Source organism: Candidatus Seongchinamella marina (genome assembly GCF_026262685.1).
Classification (GTDB): Bacteria; Pseudomonadota; Gammaproteobacteria; order Pseudomonadales; family Halieaceae; genus Halioglobus; species Halioglobus marinus.
This window is the reverse complement of record NZ_SHNP01000005.1, coordinates 174,003-187,706: the sequence shown is the minus strand read 5'-3', so window position 1 is coordinate 187,706 and position 13,704 is coordinate 174,003. Positions and strand designations below refer to the sequence as shown.

Sequence of the window (13,704 nt, the reverse complement as noted above, 5' to 3'; positions counted from 1 at the left end):
GCCCGTGATGGAGCAACAATACGACCCAAATACCCTGGAGCAGATTGCTCGGGACCACTGGCTTGCGAACAACAGCTTTGCCGTACAACAAGACGACAGCCGGGAAAAGTTCTACTGCCTGGCAATGTTTCCCTATCCCAGTGGCAAGCTCCACATGGGTCATGTGCGCAACTACACCATTGCCGATGTCATCGCCCGCTACCAGCGCATGCTGGGCAAGAATGTATTACAGCCCATGGGCTGGGATGCGTTTGGCCTGCCAGCAGAAAACGCGGCCATCAAAAACAATGTTCCCCCCGCTCACTGGACCGCCCAGAACATTGATTACATGCGCGAGCAGCTGCGCCAACTGGGCTTCGCCTACGACTGGGACCGTGAAATTGCGACCTGTGACCCCGACTACTATCGCTGGGAGCAATGGTTCTTCACCCGCCTGTTCGAAAAGGGTTTGGCCTACAAGAAAAAAGCGGAAGTAAACTGGTGTGAAACCGACCAGACCGTGCTGGCCAATGAACAGGTCGTAGATGGTTGCTGCTGGCGTTGTGACAACCCCGTAGAACGGCGGGAAATCGATCAGTGGTTTATCAAAATCACAGATTACGCCGAGCAACTGTTGACTGACCTGGACAAGCTGGATCAGTGGCCTGAACAAGTGCGCACTATGCAACGCAACTGGATTGGACGCTCTGAAGGTGTCGATCTGGACTTCGACCACAACGGCGAAGCTTTATCGGTATACACCACACGCCCGGACACTTTAATGGGGGCGACATACCTGGCCGTTGCGCCGCAGCATCCGGTAGCCAAAGCCGCTGCCGTCAATAATTCTGAGCTGGCGGCTTTTGTTGAAGCGCAGTCCAACATCAAAGTGGCCGAAGCAGAAATGGCTACAATGGAAAAGCTGGGCATGGCGACAGGCCAGTTTGCCACTCATCCACTTACCGGAAAACAAGTGCCGATCTGGGTCGCCAATTTCGTATTGATGAGTTACGGCTCCGGCGCCGTGATGTCAGTGCCCGCCCACGACGAGCGCGATCACGCCTTCGCCTGCAAATATGATCTGCCCATTGTGCAGGTCGTCGACAAAGCCGGTGATGAATTCAGCTACGATGCCAGCACCTGGCAAGACTGGTACGCTGACAAGGCTGACACAACCACCATCAACTCAGCCGAGTTCGACGGGCTAGATTTCCAGAGTGCCTTTAATGCAATTGCCAACAAGTTGGAAGCACTGGGCAAGGGCAAGCCCACGGTTAACTATCGCTTGCGCGACTGGGGCGTTTCCCGCCAGCGCTACTGGGGCGCGCCGATTCCCATCATCAACTGTGACAGTTGTGGTGCAGTTGCTGTCCCTGAAAAAGATCTACCCGTGATTTTACCCACCGAGGTGGCGTTTGAAGGCGTGGGTTCACCGATCAAGAAAATGCCCGAGTTTTATGAGACGACGTGTCCAAGTTGCGGGGCCGATGCCATCCGCGAGACCGACACTTTTGACACGTTCATGGAGTCGTCCTGGTACTACGCGCGCTACGGTTGCGCCAAAAACGATCAGGCAATGCTGGATGGCGAAGCCGACTACTGGACACCGGTGGACCAGTATGTGGGTGGTATCGAACACGCCATTCTTCATTTGCTGTACTCCCGTTTTTATCACAAGTTGCTGCGCGACGAGGGCCTGATAAGTTCTGATGAGCCCTTTATTCGCCTGCTTACCCAGGGCATGGTGTTAAAGGACGGGGCCAAAATGTCCAAGTCCAAGGGGAACACGGTAGATCCGCAGTCGCTGATTGACCAATACGGTGCCGATACGGTGCGCCTGTTCTCCATGTTCGCCGCACCACCAGAGCAATCGCTGGAGTGGTCTGATTCTGGCGTAGAAGGCGCTAACCGTTTCCTCAAGCGTCTTTGGAAACTGGTGCACAGGCACCTGGCTGCGGAGCCTGCCCCTGTCCTGGACACTGCGACCCTGACCGACCAGCAAAAAAATGCTCGCCGCAAAACTCACGAGACCATCGGCAAGGTCAACGACGATTATGGCCGTAGGCAGACATTCAATACTGCCATCGCCGCGATAATGGAGCTCTGCAACGAACTGGGCAAGCTGGACGACTCTGCACAAAGCCGGGCGGTAATGGACGAAGCGCTGCGTGCAGTAGTGTTAATGCTGGGCCCAATCACTCCCCACGTCTGCCACACTTTGTGGCCCATGCTGGGCGGCGAAGGCGATGTACTTAACGCCGCATGGCCTGTTGCGGACGAAGCAGCACTGACCCGCGACAGCATTGAAATAGTAGTTCAGGTTAATGGCAAAGTACGCGCTAAAATGGAAATTGCCACCAACACTGATAAAGCCACGGTGGAAGCAGATGCCCTGGCACAGGACAACGTACAGCGCTTCCTTGAGGGAGTAACAGTACGCAAAGTGATTGTAGTGCCGGGCAAATTAGTTAATATTGTTGCCAACTAACCACTCAGGGAAACACTCCATGCAGCAGCGCCTGATTCAAGCTTTATTCTTGCTCAGTAGTGTCTTGCTGCTCTCAGCCTGTGGCTTTGCGCTGCGCGGTACTGGCGATGTAGCCGTTTCCGAAGAATGGCGCTCCATGCACCTCATCACCAACAATCCCAACAGCGAATTTAGCCGGGAAGTGAAAACCCGATTCGCGGCCAATGGAGTGGAGTGGCAAGAAGACAGGGAAAACGCCAACTATGCAGTAGTCCTTGGGCCTGAACAATTCAACCAACGCAACCTGTCGCTAAACTCTGAAGCCCGGGCTGCTGAATTTGAGCTCTCAATGCGCTCCACTTTTTCGGTCAAAGATAGTGAAGGCAAAGCGGTGCTTGGTGACACCACAAGCACGGTTGTCAAACAAATGGAAAATGACCCTCGCAATGTCGTGGGCAAGGCTGAGGAAATTCGTATTCTCAAAGCCGAAATGCGCGGCGAACTGGCCCAGCAGATTTTACGCCGCATCGCCTTCTTTGCCGCCGCACAGGAATCCTGATGCGCGTCTACCCGGAGAAGCTCGCCGGACAACTACAACAGAACCTGCTGCCGGTTTACCTCATCAGCGGCGACGAGCCGCTACTGGTGCAGGAGTGCTGCGACCAGGTGCGCCTGGCAGCGCGCAATGCCGGTTGCACTGACCGCGAGGTCATTGACGTAAGTAACCCTGGCTTCAAATGGGACGAAATTCTCGGCAGCGCCTCCAGCATGTCTTTGTTTGCCGATCGCAAACTGGTAGAGCTGCGTATTCCCACGGGCAAGCCAGGCGCAGAGGGCAGCAAGGCATTGGTGGAGTACCTGAACATTAGTGCTGGTAGCGAAGACGTACTGTTAATTATCGCCGGCAAGATCGACAAACAATCGACCAACAGCAAATGGTATAAAGCCCTGGATAACGCTGGCGCTGCCGTACAGGTTTGGCCAGTGGATGCCAAAGACTTGCCCCGCTGGCTACAGCAACGAGTCAGTGCCGCCGGTATGTCTATCGACAATGATGCGCTGCAGTTACTGTGCGATCGGGTTGAAGGTAATCTGCTGGCTGCGGTGCAAGAAGTGGAAAAACTCAAACTACTGGCCGAGGGTGGCCAGATTACCGCAGAAACTGTAACGACTTCTGTGTCTAATAACGCCCGCTACAACCTTTTTGACATGACCGACAACGCCCTAAAAGGCAATGCCGCAGGAAGCCTTAGAATGCTGCATGGATTGCGCGGCGAAGGCACTGAACCGGCCGTGGCCCTTTGGGCACTGCTGCGTGAGATACGCACCCTCTATCAGGCACAACAGTCCGTTGACTCCGGTCAAAACCCACAGCAGGCATTGAGCTCACTGAGAGTCTGGAAAAACCGCATAGGCCTGATGCAAGGGGCACTGGGACGTCACAGCCGCGACTCGCTGTCACACTTAATGGAGCAAGCCACAGAGGTAGACGGCAGTATCAAAGGTTTCTCCGGGGGCAAGCCCTGGGACAATTTAGAGTCTTTAATACTCGATCTCGCCAGCGTTCGTTAAACAACCACTTTCCAACACAAACAGGGCTGAAACCGGCACTGCCGATGCCGGTGCCACCGTGCAGTGGCACTCATCTACACATGTCGCCTAATGAGACAGGTGCTGGCAGTATGTAAATTTTACCGCTTGCAAAGCCCGCTGAGCACAACTACTGTATATACAAACAGTGTATGAATATACAGCAGAGGGCGCGGCCATGAATGAGGCACTACAGCAGGTTATTAATCGTAACGACACCTGGCAGGGACACCTGGCCGGCCAGGTACTTTCCGCCAACGGCGACAGCCACTGGGATGAGGATCGTCTCTCCACCGGTTACAGCACGCTGGATAAAGAGCTGCGCAGCGATGGCTGGCCTCTTGGCAGCACGGTAGAAGTACTCAGCGATGGCTGCGGTCTGGGCTCCATGGGCCTGTTCCTGCCCGCCATGGAAAAACTTAGCGCTGAAGGCCGCTGGCAGGTATTTATTGCCCCACCTTTCACACCTTACGCACCCTTGCTCAAGGCAAGGGGCATAGATACCGACCAGATTCTGCTGGTACACCCCAAAAGTCGTGAAGACCTGTTGTGGGCTACCGAGCAAGCCCTACGCAGCACCACCAGCAGCGCTGTGTTCAGCTGGCTTGGCGCAGATGAGTACAGCTATAGCGAACTGCGCAAGCTGCAACTGGCCGCCGCCAGCGGCGACAGCCTTTCGGTGTTATTTCGCCCCCAGGAGGCCGCCCGTAATCACGCTCCCGCGAGCCTGCGCTTGCAAATGCGCGAATACCGCAAGGTACATATTCTCAAGCAACGCGGCGGCAACCAGTATATAGACGTGACCCTGCCCCCGTCGGAAGACGTGCCAGAGCATCCTCAGCTGTGGGAAGTACCTTCGTGGCAGGCGAGCCCCGGGCAGGCAAGCCCCGGGCAGGCGAGCCCAAAGGCCCAGCCGGCGTTTTCATTTGCCTGAGTAAAAGCGGGGCATGATAGAAGTCAAACATCCGCAAGCCCCGCTCTGCTAAACTCCGCTCTGCACTTTTTTAAACGCACAGAGATTGGAGCCAAGCAATGCAAGATTTTCCCCATCACTACCTCGTATCCGCCAACGCTGAAGCCGCAGGCACAGTTGCCCTGAAAAGCGACAATATGCCGCAAATCGTTTCCGCACCACCCGCGGAATTCGGCGGCTCGGGAGACCAGTGGTCACCTGAGCATTTGCTGGTAGCTTCCGTTGCCGACTGCTTCATTCTCACCTTTCGCGCTATTTCAAGCGCGTCAAAAATGGAGTGGGTGTCGCTAGAGGCAACAGCAGAGGGCGTGTTGGATAAAGTAGAAAGAGCACCGCAGTTCACTGCATTTACCGTAAAAGCCACTCTCACTGTGCCTGCAGGCACAGATGAAGCAAAGGCCCGGCGCTTGCTGGACAAAGCCGAGGGCGCCTGCATGATCACCAATTCTATGAAGGCTCCGTGCCACCTTAATGCTGATATAGTTTTCGCCTCTTAAATTAGCGCTGCGACGCAGCCTGCGAGAGCAATATGGATGAGTGGCTAACAGAATACGGCGTCACCCTTGGCGTTGGAGCACTCATCCTGTTCATGATTTTTATTGTTTGGGACCTCGCCAAGCGCAGCAATGCCGGCGACATACAGTGAACAATATAAAACTCACTATTGGCGACATTACTACCGCTGAGGTAGACGCTATTGTGAATGCTGCCAACGAAGTGATGCTTGGCGGTGGCGGTGTTGACGGCGCCATTCACCGCGCCGCCGGCCCCGAACTGTTAGCCGAATGCAGGAAAGTACCCGCGATGAACGGCATACGCTGCCCCACTGGCCAGGCACGGATTACCGGCGCTGGCGAGCTACCTGCAAGCTACGTGATTCACACGGTGGGACCTGTGTACGATGAAGCAGAAAACCCCGCAGAATTGCTCGCACTCGCCTATCGCAACAGCCTGTTACTAGCGCTGGAAAACCAGTGCCAATCGATTGCGTTCCCCGCCATATCCTGTGGTGTATTTGGGTATCCCCTGGACGCGGCTGCAGAGGTGGCTTTCGCGACTTGCAGCGAACAACAATTCAAATCGCTGGATATCAGCTTTTATCTTTTTGGGAATCGGATATTTGAGATCTGGCAGCCAGTTTTCAACCCAGCCAAAGTTTAACCCCACCTAAAAGAAACCAATTTCAGGCAGTCGCTGGCTAGTCCGCTTTTGTCGGCCTAGAGTTGTTTCCGGGTGGCATGGATGCCGTCTGAAAATCACTACACGGAGGTAGTGCGATGAAATATGGATTCGCCGGCAGCCTGGCGCTGCTTGTTCCCACATTGGCGCTAGGACAATCCTCTTCTGCCGATCACACAGACCACTCGGCCATAATTGAAACCGTTGAGCTAACTCTCCCGCGTCACTCCACAACACTCATAAACCCATCAAGCCGTGATGAGCAGCCTGCTATTGCAAACCAAGGTAGCGAGACTGCCACTAGCAGTCAGACCCAGTCAGCCGGAGAGCGTAACTACTCACAGCGCATCACTTTTTCTGAACTACCGCTAGAGACCACCATCAGCGACCAATACCGGGACAGGGGCATTGTTTTGGGAGGATCCTCCCCCATCACTACAGCCGACGTGGCTTCTTCGACACCTCCGGTATTGGCTGGCATGCCCCTGTTTGAAGGGGACATTACAGGACGCTTTGTTGTACCCGGCACTGACCAGCCCTCTTCTGTTTACCAGTTCACCTGGGACATCGGTCACTTCGACGCTGTTGAATCTGTGCAAATGGATTTCTTCGGACCCCAGGGGCAGCTGCTCTACACCTACAAAAATCACGACGAAGGCAGTTTTCGCTACGTTGCGAGAGGCGGCAACATAGGCATTGCCAGCTGGCGAATGTACGTGGTCACAACAGAGCCGGCGGGATTTGGAATTGATAATCTATTTTTCTCAATTCCGGGAAAAGATGATCTGGGGCGCGAAATGGGCCTCACTGAGTGTGCTCTGGGCAATCCCATTAACCCGGCGGCGGGCAACAAGGTCCAACTAGAGAGCGACTACCGGGGAGCCAGGACTTTTCCACTGGCAGTAGACCGAGCCTATAACTCAATCAGTAGTAAATGGACTTTTTATTCCAGCATTAACCATCAGCAGGGCACAGTAGAGGCGCAGTTAACAAGACCTGACGGAAAAATACTGACTTACACCGGAGGATTGGGCTTCGGGAACTGGCGAAAATCCAGTACTGATTTAACAGGTGAGCTAAGCAGTCAGTTCGACATCAGTGGCAACATTGTAGGCTGGCAGTTCAAAACGCTGGACGATCAGGTCGAAGACTATGACGCTAGTGGCCGTCTGACTCGCGTACATCAGCGCTCCGGCATAAGCCATGACTACATCTATGAAGCCGATGAAATACTTATCGAACACAGTCTCGGCGGAGCGATTCGATATCAACTTGATGCCAGTGGCGTCATCAACGGGTTCACCGATCCACTGGGACAACGCTACTCATACTCCTACAGCTCAGAGGGAATGCTAAGTTCAGTCAGCTATCCGGGAAATACAGGGCATAAAACTTACCACTATGAAAACAATAGCTACCCCAAGCTGCTGACTGGAATCAGTGATGCAAATGGGGACCGTTACGCCAGTTGGACATATGATCTTGCAGGCCGCGCGACCAGTTCGGAACATTACAACGGAGCCGAAAAAACCACCTTTAACTACAGCAACCTCAACGGCCCAGGCACAAGTCGAACCACAGTCACCAATTCACTTGGCAAAAGCACAACGTACTATTACATCAAGATAAATGGTGTTCAGCGTGTATTTCAAGTTGAGGGGCACCCCAGCCCAAACTGCGTGGCTGCTAACCAGCAATACCAGTTTGATTCCAGGGCCTTTATTCGCTCCCAAACCGACTGGAACGGCAATGTCACCGAATATGTGAGGGATAGCAAAGGACGGGAACTGATGCGCCGTGAGGCGGTAGATACCGCCGAAGAACGGGAAGTTCATACAGAATGGCACGTCGATTTCAATCTACCCAGTCTATTAACTGAGCCAGGTCGTGAGACTCACTTCAACTATGACGGCAGCGGCAACCTCAAGAGCAAACGCATTGTGGAAACAGACTCTCACTGATACCCCAGGCAGCTAATTACAATCCCAGGATCACGAAGCAAGGAACGCATCATGAACCATTTATCACTTTCAATTGCAGGTAGCACTCTCGCTTTTATTGCCTCCTCACAGTTACAGGCACTGGAGAGAAGCTGGAACTATCAATACAACAACAGCGGACAAGTTACTGTTGCTGATGGCCCACGTACCGAAATCGATGACAGTATAAGTTACACCTACGACGGAGCTGGGCGCCGAACATCCGTAGAAAACGCTCTGGGACACATCACCCGCATGAGCAACCACAATGATCGCGGTCAACCACAGGTGCTCATTGATGCCAATGGTACTGAGACACGCCTCAGCTATCACCCACGAGGCTGGCTTCTTGCCAGTACCATAGTCAGCCCGTCGGGCAATAGCGCAGATAACTCTACCGTGCGTTACAGCTACGACAATAACGGATTATTACTCCAGACCACGCTGGCAGATAACACACAGCTGACTAATGAATATGACCCGGCGCATCGTCTCATCGCTTTAAGCAATAATCAGGAAGATCGCATTGAGTACACGCTGGACAGCGCGGGGAATGTGATTATCGACCATACTTATGACAACTTGAACACACTGACTCGCAGTTCGCATAAAGCCTATGACGAGCTTAATCGACTGATCACGATTACAGGGGCATCAGGCCAGGTGACTTCATTTAGTTACGACCGAAATGGCAATCAGGCCAGCGAGACAGATGGCAATGGGAACCTCACGGTTCAATTCACCGACGCCCTGAATCGAAAATCCGGCAGCAATGCTGCCTATTCTCATAATATGAGCTACTTCCACGACAGCCGCGACAACCTTTCCACGGTCACCGACCCCAGGGGTCTGTCAACGAGATATAGCTACAACGTACACGATGAGCTGACATTGCTCCAAAGCCCCGATACCGGAACGACAAGCTACACCTACGATAACGCCGGCAACAGGATTGTCATGACAGATGCTAACGGAATTACTGTCACCACGGCTTATGATGCTCTGAATCGCCCGACACATATCGAGCATCCCAATCCAGAGCTGGACATCAGCTATGGCTACGATGAGGGCAGCTATGGAAAAGGAAGACTTACCTCAATCCAGGATAGCTCGGGCACCACATTAATGAAGTATGACCATCGAGGTAACCTTATTTACCAAGGTATAGACACCGGTGAACATGTGTTCAGCCTTGCTTACACCTACGACCTCGCCAACAAAGTCACCACGGTAACTTATCCCAGCGGACGAATTGTTGAATACAGTTATAACAGCATTGGCAGGTTGAGCGACATCCAGACTACCGATGAGCAAGGTGTGAGAACTATTGCATCAAACCTTGAGTACTTGGCTTACGGCCCACTCACCACCATGAGCTACGGCAACGGCATCCAGATGAGCGCAGCTTTTGATAGGGATTATCAAATGCTTTCACTGGAACATGAAAACACGCTGGGCAGAGGCTACTTTTACGACAATGCCGACAACATTCTGAGTATTGAGGATCGACGCAACTCACTATTCAACCAAGCACTCAACTACGATGCACTAAACCGAATCGGTGCGGCCTCCGGAAGTTATGGCAGCATCGCTTACAGCTATGATGCGAATGGCAACCGCCTCACTTACTCAGACGCTAGCGCTAACGAAAACTACACCTATGACACAGCCAGCAACCGCCTACTGAGTAAGAGCAGCTGGAATTATCGGTATGATAATAATGGCAATATGATCGCCAAGGTGGACTCCGCAAGCACTGAGGCAGACGGATTTTATTATTTATATGATCAGCGCAACCGCCTTGCGCAAGCCAAAAATCTCACCACGGTCGAGGGCGTTCAACTCGAGACATTGCTGGCCACTTATACCTACAACGCGAAAGGACAGCGGTCGAAAAAAGTCACCGCTGAGGACACAATCCACTACTTATACAGTCCCAAAGGCAAGCTGCTTACAGAAATTAACAATGCAGGAGTTCCCCTCAGAGAATACATATACCTGAATGATAAACCCATTGCGGTGGCACAAGCGGTGTTTACACGGTATCCAGCTGAGGCAGGACCAGAAACCGTACTTGACGACACCGACACCTCCGTAAGCACCACTGGCAACTGGAACCAGGTCAAAAAGAAAGGCGCCTACGGTGACTACTACCATCGCTCTGAAGACGCCGGCGAGTATTTTCGCTGGAGCCTGGAAAACATGAACCCTAGCGACTATGAAATCTACGCCTGGTGGCCCAAAGTCCGTAAGAATAATAGAAATGCCCAGTTCCGTATTTCTCACTCAGGGCAAATTTCAACCAGCGTTCAGGATCAAGGCAGGCGAGGTAAGCAATGGGCTTACCTGGGAACGTATTCATTCAATGGCAACGGAAATGAATATGTAGAGCTCTCTGATGAAGGAGGAAAAACAGCAGCAGACGGCATTCGGCTGGTAGAGACTCTGCCGCCCCCTCCTCCATTGATCAGCACAGAGCTCTTCTATATCCACTCAGATCATCTGGGTACGCCACAAACCCTAACCAACGAATCCAGCAATATTGTCTGGAACGCTAACTACAAACCTTTCGGTGAGGCCCAGGTCGATGTTGCTACCGTCGTCAATAACCTGAGATTCCCCGGGCAGTACTACGATATTGAGACTGGGCTGCATCAAAACTATTTTCGCGACTACGATCCGATGCTTGGCCGATATGTTCAAAGCGATCCTATTGGATTATCTGGTGGCGCAAATCCGTATGCATATGCAAATCTCAACAGTTTGATACACACAGACCCTTTCGGTCTAGAGGTGAAGATAAACGCCAGGGACGTGATTGGCACCGCTGGATTTGGTGCCCATACTGCAACAACTATAACCACCAGTGACGGCAGGTCGGTAACCTACGCCAGCTATAAAATTGGCAGCAAGAATCAGGTCGTTAAAAACGCAACGTCTGATCATGGCCCAAACCGACTACCCATCACCGATTCTATAGTCATACCTCCCCCTGTAGGCATGACACAGAAACAGTGGGACAATGCAGTAATTCAAGCTGGGGAACGGCTTTTGCTAACGCCTCCTCAAGATTACGCGATATTTCCAGGTTCGAATGGCTCAAAGGGCAACTGTCATGTCACGACAAACAGGTTACTCAACAATGCCGGCGGCTCACTCGTACAGGGATTCAACCCTCCGGGGTTAAACCCAGGACTATAGATACGCATCCAAATGCGCAGTTGGAAACCGATGCTTATAGCGGGAAAGAAAGTTTCTCTGATCTTATTGATCCAGCTCGCGCTTACATTGTTTTTGTCGGCGCTATATTTCACCTATAAAGCTGACATCGTCGCCGGGCACTCCAACTATTTTATAGCAATCGCTTTAGTGCCCTTAATTTGTGGTTTCTTGATTGGTCTCTTCTGGTGCTTGGTTAGCTCCCGACTATCGTTGATCGACAAAAACCTGTGCTACTTACTAACCTCGGCCCATGCAGTCATAAGCTTACTGCCAACCACGCTTTACCTGCTTGTCATGTCACTCCCTTAAATCCAACTCAATTCTGCACCCAGCTCTATCGACCATCACAACCAATTTGTGCTTGTATAGAGCCATGAAGCTCCTCGGCACTTACACTTCTATTATTGAAGCCAACCACGTAGCCAACAGCTTGCGTGAGAAAGGTGTTCTCTGTCGAGTTTCAGACATCAATGCCTACAACTACTGGGCCATTACCGGGGTCACTGATGTGCGTGTTTGGGTGATCCTCGACTCCCAGTGGGAAGACGCCCAGGCACTGCTGGCTGATAGCCGCCACACCCCCGAAAACCCCTTACCTTCTGAAGACATGGCGCTATTGGAAGCCAGTCAGCCTCTGCACTACCAACACATCATCTACGCGTCGGGGGGATTACTGGCGGTGATTGTCCTGGTTCTGTTTTTTCTGTTCAGTCAATCGCAGTGAACGTTTAGCAAGACCTGCCTGATCTGGCGACGGGTTTTATTTCCCCAACTGGACATTTTTGCTTATCTCAATAATACTGTATATATGTACAGTATTAATAAATCTAAACTGGGGTACATGCCCCCTGTGTATTTGCAGTTTCCTGCCGGAGCGGCACTGTGAGCCTTTGGTTGTGCCTGCGTTTTCACCAGTTGCCCCTGCAATGCCTTAGTCGCTCTGAGGAACAAGCGATAGTAGTGCTGGCCAAGCAACGGGTGCTGCGAACCAACGACTGTGCCGCCGCACTGGGTATTCGCGAAGGTATGGGAGCGACAACAGTTCGTGCCTTACTGGCAGACGAGCCTGTGCAGTTACTGGAGCGTGAAACCGACGCCGAGGCACGCTGCCTACAACAGTTATGCTGTTGGGCCTACAGTATTACGCCCAGCCTCCATACTCACGAGGCCGATTGCTTGCAGCTGGAAATCGGCAGTTGCCTGGCCTTGTTTCGCGGAATGGATTCACTGCTCGCAGAAGTAAGTAACGGTATTGCCAGCCGTGGCTTTCGGGTTGAGTATGGTTTGGCACCGACTCCTGGAGCAGCCTGGTTGCTTTCCTTCAGCGAAGAAAATCAGGCCAGTGACTACCAGCATCCTTTACAGGAACGGCTTGCCCCCCTGCCCCTTAGCTTACTTTCAGGGTTTAACACCACGGTCGATTCACTGCGCCGAGCAGGCTTGCATACCTTTGGCGACATTCTTTCCTTGCCGCCCTCAGCATTGGGACGTCGCTGCGGCGTTGAATTCACCGGACACCTACAGCAGGTGCTGGGACAACGAGAAAACATACACCCGGACTACCAGCCCCCAACAAACTTCAGTGATGAATACTGGTTTGGCTATGAGGTCCGCGGCAATGAAGAACTCATGCCTGCCATACAGCTATTGCTACAATCCCTGTGCCGGTTTTTGCGTAACACACAATTGCAAACGGCTGAAATTCTCTGGCAATTAGTGGGTATCGATCACTCTCTTGAAGAAATTCGGGTACGTAGCAGCTCCAGCCACAGCGACTGGGAGAACTGGTATCAACTGACGCGCATTCGCCTGGAGCGACTGGAACTGAAGGTAGAGGTAGAAGGCCTGGCTCTAATCTGCGACACCCTGAACAGTGGGCAGCTGGAAAACATCGATTTGTTCAGCCCCCGTAAACAGCGTGAACCCCTTGCTAGCCTGCTTGATCGCCTGCGTAACCGTCTGGGACTACAGGCCGTAAAAAAGGTCGGCTGCCGCAACGAGCATTTACCCGAATTTGCAGTACATAGCTGTGTCGACAGGCCAGCCGACGACGCTGGCAACAGCCTCTGTGCCCAGCGCCCCTTCTGGTTAATGCCCTCTCCCAGGGACCTGCCCGAGCGGCGTAGCAAGCTTTACTGGCAAGGAGGGCTTGAGCTGGTTTACGGTCCCGAACGTATAGAAGATAACTGGTGGCAACAGGCTGTCAGTCGCGATTACTACATCGCCAAGGGAGAGGCCGGCCAGCACTATTGGGTCTTTCACGATCGTTTAGCGCGCCGCTGGTATATTCACGGCATCTTCGCCTAGAAAGTTAC

General features: G+C 52.7%; 11 protein-coding genes. All 11 read left to right on the top strand.

Features of this window, described 5'->3' with window-relative positions; translation table 11 throughout:
* Positions 1–7 precede the first annotated feature (7 nt).
* Positions 8–2,467, top strand: a complete 2,460-nt coding sequence (gene leuS, locus EYC87_RS14525) for a leucine--tRNA ligase (protein WP_279253746.1) — start codon at positions 8–10, stop codon at positions 2,465–2,467.
* Between the two features lie 19 nt (positions 2,468–2,486).
* Positions 2,487–3,005 (top strand): LPS-assembly lipoprotein LptE, encoded by a 519-nt coding sequence (locus EYC87_RS14520; RefSeq protein ID WP_007229735.1) that lies wholly within the window; start codon positions 2,487–2,489, stop codon positions 3,003–3,005.
* Positions 3,005–4,018, top strand: coding sequence for a DNA polymerase III subunit delta (holA, locus tag EYC87_RS14515; protein ID WP_279253509.1), 1,014 nt, complete (start codon positions 3,005–3,007; stop codon positions 4,016–4,018). Before EYC87_RS14520 ends, holA begins: the two co-directional genes overlap by 1 nt.
* A gap of 196 nt (positions 4,019–4,214) precedes the next feature.
* Positions 4,215–4,970 carry a translesion DNA synthesis-associated protein ImuA gene (gene imuA / locus EYC87_RS14510; protein WP_040541869.1) on the top strand — a complete coding sequence of 252 codons (756 nt, stop codon included), beginning with the start codon at positions 4,215–4,217 and terminating at the stop codon, positions 4,968–4,970.
* A 98-nt stretch (positions 4,971–5,068) separates the two neighbouring features.
* Positions 5,069–5,506, top strand: a complete 438-nt coding sequence (locus tag EYC87_RS14505; protein ID WP_279253508.1) for an OsmC family protein — start codon at positions 5,069–5,071, stop codon at positions 5,504–5,506.
* A gap of 32 nt (positions 5,507–5,538) precedes the next feature.
* Complete coding sequence (locus EYC87_RS14500; protein WP_007229796.1) at positions 5,539–5,655, top strand: DUF2788 domain-containing protein; 117 nt, start codon at positions 5,539–5,541, stop codon at positions 5,653–5,655.
* Positions 5,652–6,170 carry an O-acetyl-ADP-ribose deacetylase gene (locus EYC87_RS14495; protein WP_279253507.1) on the top strand — a complete coding sequence of 173 codons (519 nt, stop codon included), beginning with the start codon at positions 5,652–5,654 and terminating at the stop codon, positions 6,168–6,170. Before EYC87_RS14500 ends, EYC87_RS14495 begins: the two co-directional genes overlap by 4 nt.
* Before the next feature lie 116 nt (positions 6,171–6,286).
* Positions 6,287–8,149, top strand: coding sequence for a DUF6531 domain-containing protein (locus EYC87_RS14490; RefSeq protein WP_279253506.1), 1,863 nt, complete (start codon positions 6,287–6,289; stop codon positions 8,147–8,149).
* A 51-nt stretch (positions 8,150–8,200) separates the two neighbouring features.
* Entirely contained in the window at positions 8,201–11,368 is a 3,168-nt protein-coding gene (locus EYC87_RS14485) for an RHS repeat-associated core domain-containing protein (RefSeq protein ID WP_279253505.1), read from the top strand.
* Between the two features lie 394 nt (positions 11,369–11,762).
* Positions 11,763–12,113 carry a putative signal transducing protein gene (locus EYC87_RS14480; protein WP_279253504.1) on the top strand — a complete coding sequence of 117 codons (351 nt, stop codon included), beginning with the start codon at positions 11,763–11,765 and terminating at the stop codon, positions 12,111–12,113.
* Positions 12,114–12,271: 158 nt separating this feature from the next.
* Positions 12,272–13,696, top strand: coding sequence for a Y-family DNA polymerase (locus EYC87_RS14475; RefSeq protein ID WP_279253503.1), 1,425 nt, complete (start codon positions 12,272–12,274; stop codon positions 13,694–13,696).
* Positions 13,697–13,704: the final 8 nt, after the last annotated feature.